Raw genomic sequence first — 19905 nt, 5'->3', positions numbered from 1 at the left:
GATCGCCCAGGATCAAATGCCAAACTGGCAGGTTCCGGGGAATCGTGTTGATGCTGGAGAAGGTCAGGCTCATAGAGAATGGCCCCCTTCGTCGCCGCCATCCATTGGCGACAATGTGCAAGTTTTCCACAGGCACATTTTGACCGTTATCCACAGGTCCGACCTAACGAGGTCAACGGTGATGCAACGGACAGCCAGGACCAGGGCGAAGCGACGAGGCCAGGGCAGGGGGTAGACCCGCTCCGCGAGTGCCCAGCGAGTCAGCCAAGACCATCGGCGAGCCACCAGAACGGCCGCAGAGGCGCGATATCGGTCAGGCATAGGCCACCCCCTTCCCGAGGGCGCGGGACGCGCTCAGGGCTTGCCGTGGCACTGCTTCCAGCGCAGCGGGTGGCCATCGCCGTTCCGGGCACCGCAGGGGCAGGGGTCCGAGCGACTGCGAGGCGCCCGGTAGGTCTGGGCCTGCGTGGCGGGTTTCGCCACCGGAGCGGATTCCGTAACAGGTGACGGAACCGACGAGGCAGGCGACGGCCGGGAGGCCGATCCTGTACGCCCATCCAGGTAATCCCGCAGGGCAACGGCCATCAAGGCGTTGAGCGAGATCCCGAGCGAGGCCGCGAAGGACTCCGCCTCGGACTTGAGCAGCTCGGGGAGCCGCACCGTGGTTGTCTGGGTCGCCATCGCCCGATGATAGCAACTTGACATCACGTTCAACCCCGATTTCCCCTGTGTGTGTTCTAAAGTGTCCTAGTAATAAATTTAGCGGCCGGCCTGCGGCCGGACCGCCCGCTGCGCGGTCGGCCAGGCCAACAGCCGCCCGCCCGACGTGTCGCGCCCGCGCGCCTCGGCGGGCGGGCAGCCGTCGACCTGCCGCTGAGGTTTCAGGTTTCTGATGGCGCGGAACGGCCACCGGTTTTTCCCGGACCAGCGCACCACGCGGCATCGATTGGGTTTTCTTCATGATCGCTCCGCTGGTAAATCGGTCAGTTGAGGCCACGCCACTTCGTGGCTCACTGGGGGCTCGCCCCCAGCCCCCGGAGGCGGCGGGAGCATGGCCAGGACGCTGTCCAGACGGAGCTGGACCCGGGCCAGCTCGGCCTTGAGCGCGACGGAATACTGGACGGCCAGCACAGCGTCGCTCTGGGCCTGGCAGTGCACCTGCGAGCGGCCCCAGCGCGTGAGCCAGAACAGGGCCAGGCAGGCACTGCGGGGCGCGTTGCCGGCACGGTTCCAGCGGTAGACCGTGCGCGCGCCGACGCCCAGGACCTTGGCAATCCGGTCCGCTGGCGGGTCGCCCAGATCGCCCAGGATCAAATGCCAAACTGGCAGGTTCCGGGGAATCGTGTTGATGCTGGAGAAGGTCAGGCTCATAGAGAATGGCCCCCTTCGTCGCCGCCATCCATTGGCGACAATGTGCATTATGTCAAATAAAAAATCCATCGTCGGAGCGAACCCTGCTGATTGCCGTAAAGCGCACGGAGCCGGTCCATGGGCCTGATGGCTGGACAACGTGATCCCTGTACCGATGTCCTCCGGCGGAGCCGCCTGATGATGCGCCGTGGGGGCCTTGGATCCGTCGCCCAACGTTTACCGGCGGTGGCCGCCGATATGACAGCAACGTTGGGCGTGGTCGTCCTGTCCAACCTTCACCTACTTGTGGCCGTTTCGCCCAACGTTAGCGTACGGCCCGGTGAGCTGGTTGGCACTGTCGCACAGACCTGTCCTCAGCGCCGGCCCCGTCGCGCAGACCTGCACGCCGTCGGCAGTCCGCACAGCGTTGACCCCCGCTGGCGCACTGAGAACAACGTTGACCACCCATTTCCACGCGGACGGCCGCCTCACACAGCGTTGACCTCCGGTTTTGTGCCGGCTCAGCGCTGATCCGCATCTGCATAGCTACAAGAGTCCTTCAGTGTTCTTCAAAGCGACCGTTGCCTGTGTTTGGCTGTTGAGCTGGCTACCGTTCAAGGCGATTTCGGCCCTGGGCTGGCTCGTTGGCCACCTCATCGCTTCGATCCCGTCCTCCCGGCGCCACATCGGTCGAGTAAACCTCAGACGTTGCCTGCCTGACTGGACTGAGGCCGATCGCACCCGGCTGCTTCGGCGTCATTTCGTCGCCATGGTTCAGATGCTGTTGGAGTACGGGTACTGCTGGTTTGCGTCGCCCGAACGCCTGCGGCGCCTGATGCGCATCGAAGGCCTGGAGCATCTGAAACAGCACGAAGGCAGACCGGTGATTTTGATGATGCCGCACTTCACCGGCTTGGACCTGGCCGGCCTGCGCGTGTCGCTGGAGACGGAACTCGTCAGCATCTACTCGCGCCAAAAGGACCCCTGGCTGGACGAGTTCTTCCGGACCCGCCGGCTGCGGCTGGGTACCGGCATCATCTTTTCGCGACAGCAAGGCACACGCGCCGTCATTCGTGCGCTGAGGGACGGCTACCGGCTGTACTACCTGCCTGACCAGGACTTCGGACACCGAGACTCAGTTTTCGTGCCCTTCTTCGGTGTGAACGCCGCGACCATCACCGGCCTCTCGCGCATGGCCATGGTCGCTGGCGCGGCAGTACTGCCTTGCTACCCAAGGCGCGAGGCTACCGGCTACACCTTGGTTATCGAGCCTGCGCTGGACAACTTCCCGACTAATGACGCAGCTGCGGATGCGGCGCGCATGAATGCCGTCATCGAAGCCCAGATCCGGCGCCAGCCTTATCAATACTTCTGGCTGCACAAGCGCTTCAAGTCGAGACCTCCGGGGGAAGCAGACTTTTATGGTTAGTGCGTCAAGCTACTAGGTCCGGCAGCCTCGCTCGCCGCAAAAGCCGCTTCAGCTTTCCGTACTGAACGCTGATGCGCCGTCAAATCTCAACCAAGGGTCCACCTTTCGCCAGTTGGATTCCTGCAAGCCGAGATGCACAGGCTCTGCAAAGAGGACGACGTTCCAGCCCTGCCTATGAACCGTGCTGCCATAGGCGATACCGTCCAGTCGGCCGCCAGGGAAAGCAAAGTCGCGCAGGAACTCGGTCACCACCTGGGACGGCAGATAGTCGATGTGCACGCGCTCATCACGCTCGACCGGCTTCATGACGTCGGCGGCAAAAGCGTGCAGGAATCGAAGCACCAGGCGCCGCTGGCGCCCGACTTCTGAAAACAAGCCCGGGACCGCCGGGAGCTCGCGCAGATCCAGCACCCGAAGAGGCTTCAACGCCAGCCATCTGCCAACGTCGGCGCGCGTTACCCGCGTTTCCATGACCGCCGTTCTGCGGGACGAAGCCACGTAGAGCATGGGGATGCCAGGCGGGTTCATGCGGTTGCTCTGGGTCGCAAACTCGAGAGGCGGCGTGCCGTATTCACTGGCCAGCTCCCGTCGGTCAGACGGCAGATTCGTTCGCGCACGCCAGAGGGACGTGCCCTCCTCTATTTCCCTGACAAGGCCCATCTCCCGGCTTGCGCTTGCGATCGTGGCGAGCAGCGAAGCCGGCGTGTATGAATCGACATCGTCTGATCCGGTGCTGTGGAAAAAGAAGCGGCGCCTGTGCTTCACCGTCTCGCAGAAGCTCTCCCAGCTCGTCAGCAGCGCCTGATCAAGATCCAGGCAGGTCCAATCGTGGTCGCACCATGTCTCATCCGGAAGCGCGTGCAGCAAGGCGTAGAAAAGCTTTCCCTTGTGGTCCCGCGGAAGGGAAAGCGCGATCTCGTCTCTGAGCAGGTCGTAGGTGTCCCACGTGTTGCCCCCGATATAGCCGCCTTCGGCGGTCTCATAGGGCATCTGGTCGACCGCTCGGCCCCAGTACTTTTCAATGCACGCTGTAATGAAGTCGCTGACCCCCTTGAACTCGACGGCCGGCGCATCGATCCTGCCGCAGAAATCACAACGCTGGTGCTCGCCGTTCCGGCTTATCCACGCGCTCAGGTCCTCGTCCTCAAAACACGCTGAGCAGACGTAATCTGGCATTGCTTCTCCCCTCAATTCCCATTGGTTTTCACCAACGGCTCGGTTCTGGCGGCGCTGTGCTACCGCCCTACTCCGGCTGACTGGGCACCGAACCGCCCTACTTCCAAGCCTCGCCGCCCTCCCCCGGCGCCTGGGCGCCCTGCCCCAGCGAGTTCTTGCGTCGGCTGGTCACGACTGCCCGACTTGCATGGCCGCCAGAGGCCGCGATCTTCTCAATTGTTGCGATTCGTGGATGGCCTCAAGCACCGAGCGCCAGACTCGACGCTTCGGCCAAGCCCACATGGGCCAGCGGCTTGTACTGCCTGACGTCAAGGGTCTCCTGATCGACCGCGCGGTCGTTGCAGGCAGCTGCGAGGCCGTCCAGCAAGCTGTCGCCCGCGGGTATCCAGGCCGCTTGCAGCGCCTTGCCGCTGAGCCCAACGTAGGGATGCGAGGACTCGCGCCGAGCGCCCAATGCCCGCATCGGCGCATATAAACCGCTGAGTTCCAGCTGTGGCAAATGCTGCCTCAGGGCCATCGCGATTCGCAGCCCCTCCCGGTCGAGGTCGCCCCAAAAAAACATCCGTGGGTGGCCAAACAGCTGATCCAGGCTGTGCCCGCTTCCAGTGCGGCTCAGCACCTCACATCCCCTGCTCCTCACGCTTTCCAACAACGCCAGGCCAGCACTGCTGTCCGACATCATGTTCAGGCCGTAGCCATAGGCTGCGACCAGGGCCACTTGCGCGTCGAGCCCGGCCTTCACCGCCACCTCGAAGCTGGTCGTGTTTTCGATGAAGAGAACAGCCACGGGCTGCGGTGGGCCAGCGACCACCAGGTATCGAGGCGTCGACGGCAGTCGATCCACCCCCAGCAGCCTCAGCGTGGCCAGCGGCAGGCGGCTCAACACCTTGGAGGAGCCGAGGATGTGCTGCGCGCTCACGCTGAATCCGAACTCGTCCTCCAACGAGGCCGCAACGCCCCGGATTCGAATCAGTCCCTGGACGACATGGTGCATATCGAGGGCCTCCAGGCCGTCGAAGAGCGCATGCGACACCGCCAGGGCGTCGGCGAGTTGAGCGTCGTCCTTGACTGCCGCGAGGGCCTCGCGCCAGGCCGTCTCCGAAGCCGAAACATCGACCTCGGCGGGGACGACGGTCAGGTAGCCCGCATATGGAATCCCCATCGTGTCGGGCTTGTACGAGACCAGCTCGCTCGACCGCAGCTGTCGCAATGCGTCGTAGACAGAGACCAGGTCGGTCCGGAGCGCCTTCGCCGCGCGAGAGGCTACGTCCGCCGCAAGGAGCTTGCGCCCCTTGGGACCTGAGGTCCGGCGCAACCACACGAGCAAAGGGCCGACGACTTCATCCATCGAGCGCCCCATTGCCGTTCGGTTGGCGCTTGTGCATGAAGGTGGCCAGACCCATCGAGCCCTCCGGCCGCCCGTCTTCGAACCGGATGTAGCTTCGCCCGCCTTCCGTATCGCGGTTGCCGACGCGCCGGCCAACGACATATGTCGGGAAGATATTCGAGTTGTTGCGGTACTCGGGGTTGTGGATAAGCCCGATCAGCTGCAGGCTGCTGTCGGCCTCACCCAGCCCCTTGAACGCCTCGTCGATGAGACGACGATCGGTCAGGTTGCTGAAGAGACCGTCGAAGAACAGGACGCGTTGCGATCGGCTGCGCAGCCGCTTCTTGGAGCCGCCGCCTAAATGCCGGCGAACCGCGCATTCCAGGTGGTACTCGGACTCGCGGATGAGCCACAGCATCTGCAGGGCCGACTTCTGTCCCTCGGACATGCCAGGCTGGACCGGCCGCTCCTTGCCTTCCCACATGCCGACATGGATGAACTCGACAGAAGGATCGACGAGGCTATTTTTGCCCAACCCCCGAAAATGAAAGAATTGTCGTAAGCATATGATTTGAAAAGACTTTATTCTGCTTATGAGCACCCTTTGCTCCCATTTGATGGGCGCGGACGCTCCCTACATTTGATGCGCTTGGCTTTCCAAAAATCCGCCTCCCCCGCCCCATCCAGCGACCGTCTCTGCGGCACCTGTCCCCCCCTCGCTCGACACGAGCAGGAACTTGCGATGCAAGCTTGCCCTCCGGCGGATTTGATCGAAACGCGAGTATGGGACTTGCCTGCGCACGCGGCCGCACACGCCCGCATGCTCCCGCCAAAGTGTGGGTTTGGCTTCAATGCCATACCGGTCGACCTGCCGCGGGTCGCGAAGATCCAGGTGCTGACCACCCTTTCTCCCAATCTCGCCGTTAGACCTCGGGGGCTGCATCGTCCCCAGCCATCGCCTGCTGCCAGTAGTCAGCCCGTTCGTACAGCGCGGCCAGGCCATCGAGGTCGACCGTCGCCGGCGTCTCGCTGAACTCGAAGCTGCCAAACAGATTGATGTGCTGCCAGGCCACAGGCGAGATGCCGCGCAGGATCTGGATGGCTACGTCATCGCCGGCGGCCAGCTTCTGCTCGTAGATCTTGGACAGCAACGCCGTGTTGTAGAAGATCACCGCGTTGGCGATCAGCCGGGAGCATTCGTTCCACAGCGCCTGCTCCGCTTCAGTCTTCACGCGGAATGCGCCCGTGTTCACAAAGGCCACGGCCTTGCGGAAGCGGTGGTAGGCCTCGCCGCGGTTGAGCGCCTTCTGCACCGCTTGGCGCAGGTCGGCATGGTCGATGAAGTCCAGCACGTAGAGCGTGCGATAGATGTCGTCCAGCTCCCAGAGCGCCTTCTTGGTCTGGTTCTGCAGCGCATAGCTGCTGAGCTTGCGCACGATAGTGGCTTGGCTCACGTCCTTGTCGGCCAGCGAGGCCATGATGCGCTGGATGTTGGGCCACTCGGCAACGATCAACTTCTCGTTGAACTTGCGCTGCGGCTGAATGAGCTTGTCGGCGTAGTGGCTCGGCGGCTCAGGGCCGACCAGGGTCTCGGTCTTCTTGCGCAGGTTCTTGTAGCGCGGCGCGAAGCCGTGGCCAAACACCTGCAAGATCCAGAAGTTCACCTGGTTGGTGCCATGGGTGTCGGTCGAGTGGCGCTCGGGCTTGATGTCCGAGGTGTTGTTGTACAGCAGGTCGAAGACGTAGTGGCTCTCGTGTTCCTGGGTGCCGATGATGCGCGCGTTGATGGGCACATGGTTGGCGACCAGGGTGCAGGCGCTGACGCCCTTCTTCAGCCCGAAATACTTCGGTGAGTACCGGGCGTTGAAGGTATTGATCTGCGTTTCGAAGCGCTGGCCGTCGCTGCTGGAGTGCAACTTGTCCTGGATGTTGTAGAGCTTGAAGGCCGGGAGCTGCGCGGTGGCGTTGCTGATCGCGTCGTTGGCTGCCTTCAGCGTTTCCAGACGTAGGAAGTTGCGCGAGGCCGATTGCAAGGGCGCCAGCCCCAGGCCCGAGACCTCCGCCATCTTGCCCAGGCCCATGTTGGTGCCCATGGCGACCAGGCTGGCCAGGATCAGCCGCGGATCGGGCGGCTGCTTGACGTAGCGCTCCAGGACGTGGGTGAACTTGCTCAGAAACTGCGTGCGCCCGGCGACGAACCACAGCAGGTCGGCAATATCGATGCCCGGCAGCTGGGTGTAGAAAGGGCTGTTGACCGGCTCGTCGGACGTGGGGTAGGCCAGCGTCCAGCGCCGGTTCTCGCCCTTGCCGCGGACACGGATGTGCTCATTGGTCGAGTCGATGATGCGCTGGTTGACCTCGTCGAAACGATCCGCCAGCGCTTGGCGCAGTGTGGCCAGCGTCGTCTCGATCTGCGTGGTCAATAGCGGCGCGCCGATGTCCTTCAGGAGCTGGTCCTTGGAAGCCCAGCGCTCATCGCTGATGAGATCGTCCTCGAAGCGCTTGTACTCGTTGCTGTGGCGGACAAAGATGTTGCCGGCTTGCAAGGCATCACACAACTCTCGATAGACCAGGAATTCGTAGCGATCGACGATGAGCCTCTTTGCCCGGGCATTGCCGCGCAAGTTCTCGGCGTCCTGGTACAGATAAGGCCGGTGGGCCTGGGCGATGAAGCGCTGGGGGAAATCCTGCGGCGGGATCTGCTGTGGTGACTTGCCCTCGCGCAGCACCCGCTGCAGGAATTCGACGGCCTTGAGCAGCGGGGCGTTGTCCACGCGGACGCCGAATTCAAGCTCGCAGAACAGGTGTCGCAGGTTGATCTTGAACCGACTGGACAGCTTGGTGTACTGCGCCCACTGGTAGGCGGTCCGGTCGAAGTCGATGTTGAGCAGGTAGTCGGCGACCGTCGGGAACTGCTCTCGCTTCAGCAGCTTGAACGCCTTGGCCTGAATCTTTGAAAACGGAGTCTCGGCGCGGGTGGCCGGATCGATGAACAGGCGTAGCACCTGGCCCGCCGCGCCGAGATTCTTCGCGGCATCCACCTGGGCCTGCCGCATGGCCTCGTCGGCCGCCGTCTTGGCTTCCTTCTTGTAGGACGAGACCAGGTGCATGAAGGCCTCGATCAGGTTGTCGTTGATCTCCCGGAATCGCTGATGGGCGAAGCACAGCAGGTACAGCCTGGACGTGCCCTGGGGCTGGCGCCGCAGCTTGTAGACCGTGTAGAACCTGACCAATGAGGCGTAATAGCGGCTGCTTTCATTGGACAGGCCGGCCTCTGCAAGGAACTGGGTGGCGAAATCGTGCAGGGGCTTGAACACCTGGCGCCGCTGGACCTCCTGCTTGAGCTCACGGCGGCTGAAGTCCCGGGCCTCCTTCTTGAGGGCGGTGATCTGGTACAGGCTGTCGTCGTCGCCGGTCGCGAGCAATTCCATCAACTGGGTCTTGACGCGGCGCGGAAGGCTCGCCTCAAGCCGGCTGACGACGCGCTGGCGCTCCCGGTTCAACACCCGGCCGATGAGATCCTGGAGCGCCGTGTACACGGGCAGAACCACGTTCTCGTTGGCCAGATGCTGCATCAGCTCGCGAAGGACGTACTGCGGCTGCGTGGAGCGCGTCGCCAGGCGCTCGGCCCGCCCTTCGAGGTCCTTCATGCCTTGGGCGTCGCACAGCCGATAGCCGGTCAGCTTGAGGATGTCCTGCTGCAGCCCGGTCCGGGTCGGCCTGGACGGCAGCTTGAGTGACTTGAGGGAGAAGTCTGGAAAATAGCGGGCCGCGAGGACGCGCAAGTCCTGCTGGGCCTGCTCCAGCGTGAAGTCGAAAAACCGCTGCTTGGCCTTGAAGTAGCCGAGCTCCAGCGCCAAGAAAAGTCCGACGGATCGATATCGCGCCTCGACGACAGCCAGTTCCTGCTCGGACAGCTCGAAGTAGGCCTGCCGGTCCTCCTCGGAAAAATTCGGGAAGCCATACAGGGCTTCGATTTCCGCGGCGCTGAGCAGTGCGAGGCGGTGCGAGTCGGAGGCCGTCGACATTCAGTGTGGTGGGACGCGATGCCGCTCGTTGGGCTGCGCGAGCGCATCATCGCCGCCAGTCGGTTGCATCGAGTTGTTCGGCTCCGTGGTGCCCAGTGCTGACGCTGGAGGGCTATTGGCCAGGCCGCGCTCGAACTTACCCTTCAACGCGGCGTGAGACACATCGACGTAGCGCAATGCCGAGCTGACGTCGCGCCAGCCGACGTGCTCCATCAGTTCTTTGAGGTCCCAGCCGTTGCTGCTGGCCCAGTTGGCGAAACCACGGCGAAGCGAGTGGCTGGAATAGGTGGCGGCTTCCTCGGCGCCGGCCTCGTGCAGGATGCGCCGCAACAGCGGCAGCACGGTCTTGCTCAGCATGTGCTCTTCTGAGACGTTGCCCCAACGATCGATGCCAGGGAACACCGGCCCGATCTTGCGGCCGCTCAGCTCGATCCAGTCGAGGTAGGCGTCCACCGGGCACAGCCGCGACAGCGCCGGGCAATGGAATGCACGGTCCTCGCCCTCGTCAGTGGTCTTGGTCTTTCGAGGCCGGCAGGTCAGCCCTTTGCCCCGCTGGGCTTGGACCTCCTCGATGCGCATGCTGGCCAGCTCGTCGGATCGGAAGGCGCGCCAAAAGCCCAGCAGGAGCATCGCGCGGTCGCGGCTGCGGCGCAGCTGCTCGGCCTGGCGGCCGTGCTCGCGTGCCGACGCCTGCGCCTTCAGCAGCCAGTCGGACACCGCCTCGAGCACGTCGAGCTGCAGCGGCCGGGCCCGCTTCTGCGGCACGGCGTGCTTGGCCCGGACGCCGCGCAGCACCTTCTGCACCAGCGGCGACCGGGTGGGATCGCCGAAGCCGTTGTCGGCATGCCATCGCGCCAGTGCCGCCAGATGCAGACGCAGCGTGCTGATGCGGTAGACCTCGGCGTGCTCGGCCAGGTAGCGCGCCACCGTGTCAGCCGTCGCTGGCAGCAGCCCGCTCCAGACTTGCTCGAAGTTGCGCAGCGCTGCGGCATAGCTCTTGACCGTGTTATCCCGGTCGGCCGCTAGGACGTACTGCTCAACGGTGGCGCTCATGGCGCCAAGCTCGTCGCTTCCAGTCGCCGGAAGGACTTCGGTGAAGGCCGTCGCCGCGTGGCCGCCCGCTCCAGCGCCGCCAGGCGGGTTTCCGATGGTGCAAATGCCTGGCTACCTTGCAGACGGTCCAGGGCGAACTCGACGAAGGCGCTGACCTGCGGCAGCACTTCACCGCTGTAGTGGCAAATGAACAGGTGGGCCGAATCGACCCCCAGCGACGGTAGCGGCACAAGCGTACCGTCCTCGATGTACGGCATCGCCGTCAGCGAGATCAGCTGCATGGCCATGCGACCGGACCGGGCGATCTGCAGTTCGAATTGGTCGTCGTTGGTCGACAGCATCGGCTCGCGCTCCCTGCTACCCGTCCGGACCTCAGGCACCGGCGCGCCGGCCTGGCGCGCGAACAGGGCCTCTACCGAACGCGGCACGCCGTGCTTGGCCAGGTAGCCCGGCGAGGCGCAGTACAGGAGTAGCGCTTCCAACAGGAAGGTGCTGCTGACGTCCTGCTCCAGCATCGACCCGAAACTGAAGCACACCTCGTCTTCCCCCTGAATCGCCGGCGTCGCTTGGTCGACAGACCTGACGTGCAGGTTCAGCTTGGGATGCAAAGCGCTGAAGGCGTCGACCACCGGCGCCAGTACGGTCGACACCACCATCCGCGGCGCTGCGATGGACAGGTGGCCGGTGAGCGGCTTGAACGACGCCTTGCGCACGGCGTCCAACGCTGCGTTCATCGCCTCCAGTGCCGGTCGGGATGCGTCGACCAGCACCTGACCTTCGGGTGTCAGCGCCAGCCGCCGCGTCGTGCGCTCCAGCAGCTTGACTCCGAGCTGCCGCTCCAGCTGTGCCAGCGTCTTGCTCGCGGCCTGTGGCGTGATGCCCTGGTCGGCAGCGGCGTTGGTCAGGCTGCCGAGTTCGGCCGCCTTCAACAACGTGGCAAGGGCTCTTAGTTCGCGCATAGGGGTTGGCATGACTGCCATCTACAACACATAGTTGTAAATCATATGTATTTTAAACCGTGTGTCTACTGGGGTCCGTTCTCCGCGTGCGCCCCGGTTAGGTGCGTGGAGTCGCTGGCCTTGCATCCCTAGCGCTGTTGTATATAATCCAACTTAACGAACTTGACCGAGCTATCCGCTTTGACCTGGGACACCCTCCACCTGCTTGCAGCGCATGACGCCGGACTGGACTCAGTCATGGCGGAGATGCGCCAGCTGCGCCGGTACGGCCTGTCCGAGCGCGAGCGGCTCGCCGGCGCCGCCGGCTGGAACGAGGTGGTTCGCCATGCCCGCGAGATGCGCGGACTGGGCCTCGACGACACGATGGTGGAAGTGCTGCGCGAGGTGCAGCGCATCAAGGCGGCGACGGTCTCGCTGCCGCCCCACTTCCTAAACGAGATCAGCGCTGCTCTGGAACAGCAGCGCTGGCTGGCGGCCTACCGGACCGCCACGCTGGAGTTGTTGAACGACTGCCGGCGCTTCCTGCTGGGCCGACGGCTGCGCCTGCGCAACCTCGTCAGCCTGCTGGACACGTTCTGCCGATCAGTGAGGTTGAGGCCGCCAAGGCGGGTCCGAGGCATCTCGCTGGTCCGCCGGGCCCTCGGCTTTTTCAGCGCCGCGAAGGTCGATGGGCGGAATCTCCCATGAGGGTTCACTCAATTGGCGCGCATTGCGCGACTCCACGATGACTTATCCCTCAACCACCTCCGCGCGTCGCCCCGATGAGGCGCCCGGCGAACAAGCAACACCCTATGTCTCGGCCTCTGAAACCCAAGCACTGCTCCGCAGCAGTCTGGCCGCGCGCAACGCGCGCCTGGAGGCCTCCGACATGGTGAACACCGATCAAGCGGCCAAGCTGGCCGGGACTACTCGAGTGACGATCAACGCCTGGATTGCCAAGGGGCGCGCCATTGGCGTGCCACGCATGCAGCGCGGCTTTCGGCTGCCGGCATGGCAGTTCGAGCCGATGCTGTGGGACGTGATTCCCAAGCTGACCAAGGCGTTGGGCACCCTCGATGGCTGGACCCTGCTGGCGTTTCTGGAGACCCCGCACGGCGGCCTTGGTGGGGTTCCCCCCCGCCAGGCTCTCGAACAGGGCCAAGCAGATCGGGTGTTGGCGTTGGCCAGCGCGGAGGGTCTCTGACCCTCCAAGATGAACTTCCAAGCCTTCGATGAACTCGCACCGTATCGGCTGACGCCAGACCGACACCTCTTCAGGATCCAGCCGGTGCGCTCACGTCCCGGCAACCGCGCCGTCGGCCCCCTCCGCGTGTCGCTGCCTGGCGCGCTGAGCGGCCGCTTCTGCCTGCCGGACTAGCGCGTCGCCTACTTCGCCGACTCGCCAGAGACAGCCGGCTACGAGGCGTTCGGGCGCCGCGAGCAAACGCTTCTTTCGCTGGACCGCCTGCGCTGCGGCGAGCTGCTCTGTGCCGGTGTGGCCGACGGCATAACCTTGCTCGACATGACGCCGCATGCGGCCGATTACCCGGCGCTGCAGTCGACCCGTTTCGGCCCGACCCAGGGCCTGGCCGCCCGCGCCGCTTCAGCTGGCTACGACGGCATCGCCTACCTGTCGGCACAGCGCTACGCCGGCATCTGCTATGCACTCTTCGAGCACGTCCTCCCAGCCATTCGCGCCCGCTGGCGCCAACGCCTGATCGACCCTGAGACCGGCAACCTGCACCGCGTCGTGGCCACTGTTGCCCGGGGCAGCGGTCTGCCACTTGCATGAAGCCGAGCCGGGAGGCTCAACGGTCCCAGGCCCATGTCCAGATCGATCGCTTGAACTCCGGCCGAGCGTCCGGAAGGCGTGACGCTGCCACCAGCGCCGCCAGCTCTTCGCGCCTCAAGCGCGCGCACCGCTCAAGCTGGAGCACCGGCTCAGGCTCAGGTCGTAGCCAGCCGGGCCAACGCGTCGCGCCAGCCGACCAGGACGTGTCGAACTGCTCGGCCCAGACGCGGTCGCGGTCCGGCGCCAGCGTCAGCACATGGACACGGCTGAGGGCGAGTTCGCGCAGCTGCCCCAGCAGCAGGTGCGTCATGACGCGGGTGATTGCGGGGATTTCGCCGCCGAGGTTGCCGGGCGCCTCCTCGTCCAGTGTGAGCAGACACCAGAAGGCGGCTTCGCGAGTCCGCGGCCCGGGCTCCGGAACGGCTGCCCAGTACGCCATGCCTGGCCCCTGGCGAGGGTGGATGGCGACGGGCGACCAGCCGATCGCAGGCAGGCGGACGCGATCTGGCGCCGTCGCCGTATTGGCGTGCCAAGCTGACCATCGACCGCCCTCTGCGTCGAATACCTCGACCTTTTCCAGCGGCACGCCGCCGGCGTAGAAGTCGTTCAGATCCTCTTCGACGCTGCCCACCTTCCAAATGAGCTCGGCGTCATCCAGATGGTCGTCGTTGTCGAAGGTCCAGCCGGGCAGCGCCTGACCCACCACACTGCGCCGCACCCGCATGAGGATCATGGTGTGTTCGCTGGACCGGCACTTCCAATCCTTCATGGCCGGCGCCAGCGCGCGCCAAAACGACAGCCGGAAGATCGCCTGCCCGGGGCGCATGGTGCGTGTGGCCTCGATCAGGGCCCTATGCGGAAAGCGGTCCTTGGAATCCCAGCGCAATGGCCGCAGAACCGGGTGGCGCCGGATAGTCCGCACGCTGCGGTGCGAGTCGACCCGATAGAAATACTCGTCCGGCTGGGCCGCATCCAGGTCCTCGATCGCAGCCCAGAACCGGGCTTCCGCGGTAGGTGCATCGATCATCAGGCGGGCATCCATCAGCTGATTCGCTCCCCGTGGAGCTTAACGGTGACCGCCATTCCATGTCTGCCACCGCGCCAGTCCCTTCGTCCGAGAGGATCGCTCCCTTGCCGGACGACTGGAGATGCAGGCGTGCCCTGGTCAAGGGTCGTGAGGTGCCTGGCCTGCGGCAGAGTCGCCCACTTGAAGTAGCTACAACACACGAAGTACGTACTTTCTGAAGGCTATGCGACGACGCAGGCGGCGATCCGGATCAACTGCTGCTCGACCAACTCCAAGCCGCCTTTCCGGGCCAGCGCGTCGATGGGCAACACCCGCAGGGTGAAGGCAGGCTGAATCGGCCATTCTGCGAGCCAGGGCGCCAAGTCGCCGTCGGCCATGGGCGCCGCAATGGCCAGCAGGTGACGGTATCCGGGGTATCGGCAAATTGCTCCAGCCGGAACAGTAGCTCGCGCTGCCCGCCGATGAAGGCAGCGACGCTGGCGGAAATAACCATTGGCGTTTCTCGTTAAAGTCGCAACTGAACGTCGAAGTCGCAACTCGACATCAGCCGATTTCGACCTGATCCCAAGCGAGCACGCTGACGTCTACGGCGTCGCCCAGGCCCAACCTGACAGCCCCGCCCTGTAGCAGGTCGCGCTCGAACTCGCGCTCCTCGGCCGGGCGCATCAGCGCGTACTGTCGACCCGATGAGGTGGTCACGATTCCGGCTTCCTTGTCGACGGCCGTGATCGCCGAGGTGACGCGAACGGTACCGCGCTCTTCGGTAAGGTCCCTGAGGGTCACCAGGTGCAGAGTTCCGGCTGGCGCCCGGATAGAGCGCCAGGAATGCACCTCCATGCGCGGCTGTGCGTCGGCCGCCGGCGCATCCCTCAGATTGACGAAGGCAATGGCGGGAGCCCCCGGCTCGCTATCGCTCATGCGGCGTCCTTGCGCGCGCCGGCCCGACGAGTGCGGCGGTTTCCCGCAGGCGGTGTCTTGCGCCGGCTGTGCGGCTGGCGCCCAGGCTTGGCGGGCGAGACACGCAGCAAAAGATCCTTCGTAGTCGGCTCCACGTGCTCCGGCACCAACCCACAGTCGAACTCCTGACCGGCCGCGTCAAGCAGCAGCACGCTCTGCCCGGCCGGGGAACTGCACATCCAAACCTCGCGGACCTCTCGCGACGACCATTGACCGTTGGGGGATGCCCAGGCCGGCATCATGCAGACGATCCCCCGGACAAGATCGGGATCGAGCCCCCGAAGCACTTCGGCCAGGTCGTAATCCCAGGCGATGCAGACGGTGCGCGTCATGCTGCAGTCGCGAATCTCAGCGTCGACGACGTCCACCGACAACAGGAACCAGGGAGCATGCAAGGTCAGTTCGACCATGCGCCAGTGCTGGGAGCCGGGCTGCTCCAGGGCCGGCGGGAACGGAAATTCATATTGCGGCTGGGACACGAACATTGGGTGCGCGGTCGTGAACAGCTACAGGTTCAGCGGCCGGATTGTTGAACTCCCATGAATTGTTCGACCCACGCGGCCATATCAAAATTCCTGATATGGCGCCGGCTCAGCTACGGTGCGAGGCTGAGAACCATCGCGTCCATGTCCAAAGCCCTGCACAGTCGTCACAACAAGATCTTCCTGGACAAGCTTCGCAAGCTGCGAGAGTCCCGCCAGCTTCGGCAAGCCGACCTTTGCAAGTTGCTCGGCCGCAGCCAGGGCTGGGTCAGCTACGTCGAATCCGGCCAGACAACCCTCCACATCATTGAGCTGCGGCAGTGGCTCGCCGCCCTGGGTGTCGAGTTCCTGGAGTTCTTGAACGAGCTGGATGTCGAATTGCGGCTTCTTGAGGCGATACGACTACGGGCCAAGCCTCCCCACCGGCTGGCGCGCAGTCCGTTGAGCCAACTCGTACAGGCCGGCCTGTCCATGGACCAGTCGACGGCGACGCCGGCGCAGGCGAAGCCCGCCAAGCGACAGGTGCGGCGATGACAACGCCAGACGAGAGACGGCGCAACCTGATCTGGGGGCGTGAGGCGCTTGAGGAGCAGTCAGTCGACGTAGCACTGCCCGAAAACTGGCGCGAGGCGTCGGCCGAGCTGCTCATCCGCTACCCCGCGTTTGCCATGATCAGGGACTGTGGTGACCACGACCTGGAGTCGCTGCAGATTCAGTACGCCAATGTTCTGGCGGCCGCCAGGGACCTGTTCCAGCGTATGCGCGTGAGTTCGGCCTGCTCAAAAGGCCGCCGATACAGCTTGCTGGTGATACTGCGGCATTTCTATTGAGGAACACGGGCGTCCAGGCGCCGTCCGAAATCTTCCAGGGTCGATCCGCACGCGAAAGCCCAGAGCTGCAGTTCCACGACGCCGACGCGCCGCATGCCTGCCTCGGCCCGCGTCACGATACATACCTTGACGCCCAAGCGCTGAGCGAGCTCTTGCGGAGTGAGACTGGCCTGCATGCGAAGTCGAACCAGCTCGTCAAGGAACACGGCGTGGGCCAATCCCTGGCACGCCCGAGCGGTCATTGCCCAGGCCTGCGCCGGTCGCGCCGCCCCAGGCGCAGGTCTTTGAATGAGGCGATCTCTTCCTTCACGCCGTCGAGCAGCCGCTCGACCTCGGCGGGCGTCCCCTTGCCGCAGAAGGCCAGCGTGAGGAGCGTCAGGGGGTGGGTGCCCATGACCTGGGCCAACTGGACGATCTTGTTCAGCGATGGATCGGCGCCGTTGTGTTCGAGCCGACTGACGTACGTCCGCCCGGAGACCTCGTAGAAGTCTTCCTGTGAGAGGTCGCGCTCCAGCCTCACGGCGCGCAGCGCCTTGCCGAAGTCGGGAATGGAAGCCTTGGAACTCATTGCGGGCGTCAATCGACCCGCATTGGCTCATTCCGTACCTTAAAGGACTACACCTTATAAGGTGCGCTCTACGCTCGCTCACCGCTAGCCAGACACGGGGAAACGTGAGCCATCGCATCGCTGCCACGCATCCGGCGGCCACGACTCAATCAGGCAGAGCGCGTAGCACACTACTACCGGCAACTCGCCGAACGTCAGACCGTCGAGGTTTGACTCACACCAACTGGCCTCTACGAAAGGTGCAGCGATTCAGGTGAATATTCCCCCACCCCTAACATGAATGCATCGCAACGCATCCGACGGCACGGGTAGCTGCTAAATTTATTGCGAGTCCTCTGGCGAGTCCGATTGAATGTACGCATTTTTCCTCGTGGCGCTCAGCCAAGCCATCTCCGCCACCAATATTCGACCTGATTGCAAGAACTTCAGTGCCGATCTCGCGCAGATGGCAAGTTCCGATCAAGCCGTGCGCAGTACATGGGATCTTGACGAGCTGGCCACCGCCAGGAAAACGCCGCGGTTTTTAAATCTCACGGAAATCGTGGATCGAGAAAACACGCGGCGACTCAAGGGGCTGTTGTCTGCATGCGGATGGCCGGCAAGGCCGGTGCATTCGGATGCCGACGTTGACAACGCATGGTTGATCACGCAGCACGCGGATCGAGACGCCACGTTGCAGAAGCATGCTGTTGGCCTGATTGAGCGTGCAATTGCGAAAGGCGACACGCAACAGCGCCAGCAGCTTGCATTTCTCGTCGACCGCGTCGCGGTGAGCGAGGGGAAACAACAGAAGTATGGGACGCAGCTTGCGGTCCACGGGAAATGTAACCTTCAATTTCAACCATATGACAGCCTCGAGGCGGTGAATGCGCGTCGTGCCGCTATTGGTTGGCCAAGCCTTGATGTGTATAAAAAAATGATCGACGAACATAACAACTGCCCTGCAGCAGGCGAGAAGTAGGAGCGCGGATGGCATTCGGCGACGACCTCGACATGGAGCAGGTCAATTCCATGATCGGAGCTCGGGATCAAATTGGGCTGTTGTATATCTATTCCAAATCTTGTGCAGCCTGTAGCGTGGCCAAGCCGTTATATGACGAATTGAAGGCTGCCGGCCTGCCGATTCATTTTGGAACGGTTTGCACCGATACAATGCCCGACGTCTGGGAGGCATTTTCTCTGACGTCCATACCGTCGTTCCTGTTTGTCGGCGGCGATCAGGCGCTGGGCGAGTGCAGGTTTCCCACGTCGACGGCGCTGCTCAAGTCAATGGCAGAGAAGGCGCAGGCGATTCTGACAAACGGTTAGGCGAAATGAGGTCATTGCGAAAACTCACCGCCGCCACCCCGGTCCCGGTCGTCCTGCAGCCCGCTGACAAGGTGTTCCTGTTTGATGGCAAATGCGCGACCTGCAATATCTGGGTGAAGTTTCTAGCTGCGGCCACCGGCGGTGACCTTCTGTTTACATCCGCCGAATCCGAAATGGGCGTGGCATTGCGGCGGCGTGCACCGCTTGCCAAGTTCATCCTACTGTCAGCCGAACGCATCGACACGAATTCGGATGCAATTCTCGGTGCGCTAGGCATGGCGCGCCGTTGGCCGCGATGGATGCGCCATTTGATGCTCATCCCAAAGGGCCTTCGCGATTGGCTCCTGACCCCCATCGCCGGCATCGCCCGTTTTTTTGGCGAAGGGTATCGGACCCGCCCCTGCCAAAAACCCGATCCGGCGCTTGCCGTCAGAATGGTATGGAACCATCGGACATATGGTTGATCACGGCGAGCTGGACCTCCTGCAACCACCATTGCATCAAGACTGGCCCGTCGCTGCATCCGTTCGCATGCCGATGGCTCGCGTCGAGCAAGCCAGCCTCGCATGGGTGAACTGGGCGCTGGCGGAGGATGATCCTGTATTCAGCGCCCTTGGCCGAGATGAGGAGGCGTATAGGAGTCACCTCCTCGATCAATGCGCCTACAGGGTGACGAGCCACGGGCCCGGGGAGCATTTCGCAGCGGCGGATCGCTACGGCGGACGCGGGCTCGCCGGCAACGGCGGCGCGGGCCGCGCGGCATTCCTAAATCAATACTATGTGAAGGGCGTGGGCAGGACACCGCTGCTGGGTGTAAGCGACGATTTCAGCCATGCCTCCGGGGATGCCTACCTGGAAGAGGCGGTCAGGGAAGCGATCTTTGCCGAGATCTTCCATGCCGAGTGCCCGTTCGGCGCGATCCGGACGTTGGCGATCATGACCTACGGGCAATCGGTCTTCTGGGATGCCGTTGACAAGACCGAAACGCTGGTGCTGGTAATTCGCCGCAGGTTTATGCGAATCGGTCATTTCGCCCGTGCATTGGGATTCAAAAGTTTCGTCGAGCGTGACGGCTCTGCGGATGACGCGCGAGTTGCTGACATGCTCATGCGCTTTCGCGAGGCGAAGGGCAGCGACGGTGTGTTTCGTTGGCTGAACCTCGTAGGCGAGGCTGCGGCGATGCAGCTGGGCTATTTCTTTGCACACCGCTTGAACCAGGGAAGTCCCACGCTGTCGAACTGGAGTTGCAACGCGGCCATTCTCGATTTCGGCGCCTCCAGCTCGATCCCGTCTTATCGACACATCAATCTGGATCCGGTCGGTGTTGGCGTCGCCTATCCGAACAACGTCCACGGGCTGATCAGTGAGTTGGCAGGCTTGTTTCGGCAGGTCGAGTTGCACCTAGGCGCGTCAGCCGCCCCTTTCGACCACGCGCGGGTCATCAAGGCATACACGGCCCAGGTGCATACGCAGTTGCTGAGGATCGTCGGCTTTTCTTCGCAACAAATCAGCGATGCATCGGCGGCCGAACGACATGCGTTCGGGCAGGCGGCAGACGCGTTCATCGCCACGGAGCAGCAGTCGACCGTCGATCTTCTGCGGGCGCTGGCCTGCTTTGACCACCGTGCCTGAATAGGCTG

General features: G+C 63.7%; 22 protein-coding genes and 1 pseudogene. 11 read left to right on the top strand and 12 right to left on the bottom strand.

Annotated elements, in window-relative coordinates; all coding sequences use genetic code 11:
- Positions 1-957 precede the first annotated feature (957 nt).
- Positions 958-1371, bottom strand: a complete 414-nt coding sequence (locus tag NYP07_RS20770) for a hypothetical protein (protein ID WP_268153651.1) — start codon at positions 1369-1371, stop codon at positions 958-960.
- Positions 1372-1912: 541 nt separating this feature from the next.
- Between NYP07_RS20770 and NYP07_RS20765 the strand changes: the two genes are divergently transcribed.
- Positions 1913-2779, top strand: coding sequence for a lysophospholipid acyltransferase family protein (locus NYP07_RS20765; RefSeq protein ID WP_268153650.1), 867 nt, complete (start codon positions 1913-1915; stop codon positions 2777-2779).
- 48 nt (positions 2780-2827) lie between these two features.
- Here NYP07_RS20765 and NYP07_RS20760 read toward each other — a convergent pair whose 3' ends face one another.
- From NYP07_RS20760 to NYP07_RS20735, 6 genes are all read right to left on the bottom strand, one after another.
- Positions 2828-3955 carry a HEPN-associated N-terminal domain-containing protein gene (locus NYP07_RS20760; protein ID WP_268153649.1) on the bottom strand — a complete coding sequence of 376 codons (1128 nt, stop codon included), beginning with the start codon at positions 3953-3955 and terminating at the stop codon, positions 2828-2830.
- A 238-nt stretch (positions 3956-4193) separates the two neighbouring features.
- Positions 4194-5303, bottom strand: a complete 1110-nt coding sequence (locus NYP07_RS20755; RefSeq protein WP_268153648.1) for a Wadjet anti-phage system protein JetD domain-containing protein — start codon at positions 5301-5303, stop codon at positions 4194-4196.
- A complete protein-coding gene (locus tag NYP07_RS20750) occupies positions 5296-5817 on the bottom strand; it encodes a hypothetical protein (RefSeq protein WP_268153647.1) in 522 nt (173 codons plus the stop codon). Before NYP07_RS20750 ends, NYP07_RS20755 begins: the two co-directional genes overlap by 8 nt.
- Before the next feature lie 388 nt (positions 5818-6205).
- Positions 6206-9310 carry a Tn3 family transposase gene (locus NYP07_RS20745; protein WP_268153646.1) on the bottom strand — a complete coding sequence of 1035 codons (3105 nt, stop codon included), beginning with the start codon at positions 9308-9310 and terminating at the stop codon, positions 6206-6208.
- Positions 9311-10363: a tyrosine-type recombinase/integrase gene (locus NYP07_RS20740; RefSeq protein WP_268153645.1), complete on the bottom strand. Its 1053-nt coding sequence runs from the start codon at positions 10361-10363 to the stop codon at positions 9311-9313. It lies immediately after the preceding gene.
- Positions 10360-11322: a LysR family transcriptional regulator gene (locus NYP07_RS20735; protein ID WP_268153653.1), complete on the bottom strand. Its 963-nt coding sequence runs from the start codon at positions 11320-11322 to the stop codon at positions 10360-10362. Before NYP07_RS20735 ends, NYP07_RS20740 begins: the two co-directional genes overlap by 4 nt.
- Before the next feature lie 180 nt (positions 11323-11502).
- Between NYP07_RS20735 and NYP07_RS20730 the strand changes: the two genes are divergently transcribed.
- The 4 genes and pseudogenes from NYP07_RS20730 to NYP07_RS20715 all read left to right on the top strand — a co-directional run.
- On the top strand, positions 11503-12009 hold the full coding sequence (locus tag NYP07_RS20730; protein WP_268153644.1) for a hypothetical protein: 507 nt from the start codon (positions 11503-11505) through the stop codon (positions 12007-12009).
- Positions 11990-12505, top strand: a complete 516-nt coding sequence (locus tag NYP07_RS20725) for a hypothetical protein (protein WP_268153643.1) — start codon at positions 11990-11992, stop codon at positions 12503-12505. Before NYP07_RS20730 ends, NYP07_RS20725 begins: the two co-directional genes overlap by 20 nt.
- A 9-nt stretch (positions 12506-12514) precedes the next feature.
- The gene (locus tag NYP07_RS20720) at positions 12515-12679 is read left to right on the top strand and encodes a hypothetical protein (RefSeq protein ID WP_268153642.1); all 165 of its coding nucleotides are present in this window, start codon (positions 12515-12517) and stop codon (positions 12677-12679) included.
- Positions 12680-12691: 12 nt separating this feature from the next.
- A pseudogene (locus NYP07_RS20715) lies at positions 12692-13093 on the top strand (RES family NAD+ phosphorylase); the annotation flags it as partial.
- Positions 13094-13109: 16 nt separating this feature from the next.
- On the opposite strand, the gene NYP07_RS20710 reads toward NYP07_RS20715, so the two are convergent.
- From NYP07_RS20710 to NYP07_RS20695, 4 genes are all read right to left on the bottom strand, one after another.
- On the bottom strand, positions 13110-14135 hold the full coding sequence (locus tag NYP07_RS20710; protein WP_268153641.1) for a hypothetical protein: 1026 nt from the start codon (positions 14133-14135) through the stop codon (positions 13110-13112).
- Positions 14136-14341: 206 nt separating this feature from the next.
- Entirely contained in the window at positions 14342-14497 is a 156-nt protein-coding gene (locus tag NYP07_RS20705) for a hypothetical protein (protein WP_268153640.1), read from the bottom strand.
- Positions 14498-14663: 166 nt separating this feature from the next.
- Positions 14664-15038 (bottom strand): hypothetical protein, encoded by a 375-nt coding sequence (locus NYP07_RS20700; RefSeq protein WP_268153639.1) that lies wholly within the window; start codon positions 15036-15038, stop codon positions 14664-14666.
- Positions 15035-15562 (bottom strand): hypothetical protein, encoded by a 528-nt coding sequence (locus tag NYP07_RS20695; RefSeq protein WP_268153638.1) that lies wholly within the window; start codon positions 15560-15562, stop codon positions 15035-15037. The genes NYP07_RS20700 and NYP07_RS20695 overlap by 4 nt, the downstream gene beginning before the upstream one ends.
- A 141-nt stretch (positions 15563-15703) precedes the next feature.
- On the opposite strand from NYP07_RS20695, the gene NYP07_RS20690 reads away from it, so the two are divergent.
- The gene (locus NYP07_RS20690; protein ID WP_268153637.1) at positions 15704-16093 is read left to right on the top strand and encodes a helix-turn-helix domain-containing protein; all 390 of its coding nucleotides are present in this window, start codon (positions 15704-15706) and stop codon (positions 16091-16093) included.
- On the top strand, positions 16090-16389 hold the full coding sequence (locus tag NYP07_RS20685) for a BPSL0761 family protein (protein WP_268153636.1): 300 nt from the start codon (positions 16090-16092) through the stop codon (positions 16387-16389). The genes NYP07_RS20690 and NYP07_RS20685 overlap by 4 nt, the downstream gene beginning before the upstream one ends.
- A gap of 238 nt (positions 16390-16627) precedes the next feature.
- On the opposite strand, the gene NYP07_RS20680 is transcribed toward NYP07_RS20685, so the two are convergent.
- The gene (locus NYP07_RS20680; RefSeq protein ID WP_268153635.1) at positions 16628-16957 is read right to left on the bottom strand and encodes a helix-turn-helix domain-containing protein; all 330 of its coding nucleotides are present in this window, start codon (positions 16955-16957) and stop codon (positions 16628-16630) included.
- Positions 16958-17309: 352 nt separating this feature from the next.
- On the opposite strand from NYP07_RS20680, the gene NYP07_RS20675 reads away from it, so the two are divergent.
- The 4 genes from NYP07_RS20675 to NYP07_RS20660 are packed head-to-tail and all read left to right on the top strand — an operon-like array spanning position 17310 to position 19897.
- Positions 17310-17918, top strand: a complete 609-nt coding sequence (locus NYP07_RS20675) for a DUF6624 domain-containing protein (RefSeq protein ID WP_268153634.1) — start codon at positions 17310-17312, stop codon at positions 17916-17918.
- An 8-nt stretch (positions 17919-17926) separates the two neighbouring features.
- On the top strand, positions 17927-18265 hold the full coding sequence (locus NYP07_RS20670) for a thioredoxin family protein (protein WP_268153633.1): 339 nt from the start codon (positions 17927-17929) through the stop codon (positions 18263-18265).
- 5 nt (positions 18266-18270) lie between these two features.
- Positions 18271-18729 carry a DCC1-like thiol-disulfide oxidoreductase family protein gene (locus NYP07_RS20665; protein WP_268153632.1) on the top strand — a complete coding sequence of 153 codons (459 nt, stop codon included), beginning with the start codon at positions 18271-18273 and terminating at the stop codon, positions 18727-18729.
- Positions 18722-19897, top strand: a complete 1176-nt coding sequence (locus tag NYP07_RS20660) for a hypothetical protein (protein ID WP_268153631.1) — start codon at positions 18722-18724, stop codon at positions 19895-19897. The genes NYP07_RS20665 and NYP07_RS20660 overlap by 8 nt, the downstream gene beginning before the upstream one ends.
- Positions 19898-19905 lie beyond the last annotated feature (8 nt).

It is taken from the genome of Pelomonas aquatica (assembly GCF_026712205.1).
GTDB lineage: Bacteria > Pseudomonadota > Gammaproteobacteria > Burkholderiales > Burkholderiaceae_C > Pelomonas > Pelomonas aquatica.
Note: the sequence above shows the minus strand (reverse complement) of the source record. Positions and strands in the feature narration are given on the sequence as shown.

What these genes read in the sequence shown, in the direction of transcription:
- NYP07_RS20660 (WP_268153631.1), top strand. Translation starts at nt 18,722, where the DNA reads ATGGTTGATCACGGCGAGCTGGACCTCCTGCAACCACCATTGCATCAA.
- NYP07_RS20675 (WP_268153634.1), top strand. Translation starts at nt 17,310, where the DNA reads ATGTACGCATTTTTCCTCGTGGCGCTCAGCCAAGCCATCTCCGCCACC.
- NYP07_RS20700 (WP_268153639.1), bottom strand. Translation starts at nt 15,038, where the DNA reads ATGAGCGATAGCGAGCCGGGGGCTCCCGCCATTGCCTTCGTCAATCTG.
- NYP07_RS20770 (WP_268153651.1), bottom strand. Translation starts at nt 1,371, where the DNA reads ATGAGCCTGACCTTCTCCAGCATCAACACGATTCCCCGGAACCTGCCA.
- NYP07_RS20760 (WP_268153649.1), bottom strand. Translation starts at nt 3,955, where the DNA reads ATGCCAGATTACGTCTGCTCAGCGTGTTTTGAGGACGAGGACCTGAGC.
- NYP07_RS20680 (WP_268153635.1), bottom strand. Translation starts at nt 16,957, where the DNA reads ATGAGTTCCAAGGCTTCCATTCCCGACTTCGGCAAGGCGCTGCGCGCC.
- NYP07_RS20745 (WP_268153646.1), bottom strand. Translation starts at nt 9,310, where the DNA reads ATGTCGACGGCCTCCGACTCGCACCGCCTCGCACTGCTCAGCGCCGCG.
- NYP07_RS20690 (WP_268153637.1), top strand. Translation starts at nt 15,704, where the DNA reads ATGTCCAAAGCCCTGCACAGTCGTCACAACAAGATCTTCCTGGACAAG.
- NYP07_RS20720 (WP_268153642.1), top strand. Translation starts at nt 12,515, where the DNA reads ATGAACTTCCAAGCCTTCGATGAACTCGCACCGTATCGGCTGACGCCA.
- NYP07_RS20670 (WP_268153633.1), top strand. Translation starts at nt 17,927, where the DNA reads ATGGCATTCGGCGACGACCTCGACATGGAGCAGGTCAATTCCATGATC.
- NYP07_RS20710 (WP_268153641.1), bottom strand. Translation starts at nt 14,135, where the DNA reads ATGGATGCCCGCCTGATGATCGATGCACCTACCGCGGAAGCCCGGTTC.
- NYP07_RS20725 (WP_268153643.1), top strand. Translation starts at nt 11,990, where the DNA reads ATGGGCGGAATCTCCCATGAGGGTTCACTCAATTGGCGCGCATTGCGC.
- NYP07_RS20735 (WP_268153653.1), bottom strand. Translation starts at nt 11,322, where the DNA reads ATGCGCGAACTAAGAGCCCTTGCCACGTTGTTGAAGGCGGCCGAACTC.
- NYP07_RS20755 (WP_268153648.1), bottom strand. Translation starts at nt 5,303, where the DNA reads ATGGATGAAGTCGTCGGCCCTTTGCTCGTGTGGTTGCGCCGGACCTCA.
- NYP07_RS20705 (WP_268153640.1), bottom strand. Translation starts at nt 14,497, where the DNA reads ATGGCCGACGGCGACTTGGCGCCCTGGCTCGCAGAATGGCCGATTCAG.
- NYP07_RS20695 (WP_268153638.1), bottom strand. Translation starts at nt 15,562, where the DNA reads ATGTTCGTGTCCCAGCCGCAATATGAATTTCCGTTCCCGCCGGCCCTG.
- NYP07_RS20740 (WP_268153645.1), bottom strand. Translation starts at nt 10,363, where the DNA reads ATGAGCGCCACCGTTGAGCAGTACGTCCTAGCGGCCGACCGGGATAAC.
- NYP07_RS20665 (WP_268153632.1), top strand. Translation starts at nt 18,271, where the DNA reads ATGAGGTCATTGCGAAAACTCACCGCCGCCACCCCGGTCCCGGTCGTC.
- NYP07_RS20685 (WP_268153636.1), top strand. Translation starts at nt 16,090, where the DNA reads ATGACAACGCCAGACGAGAGACGGCGCAACCTGATCTGGGGGCGTGAG.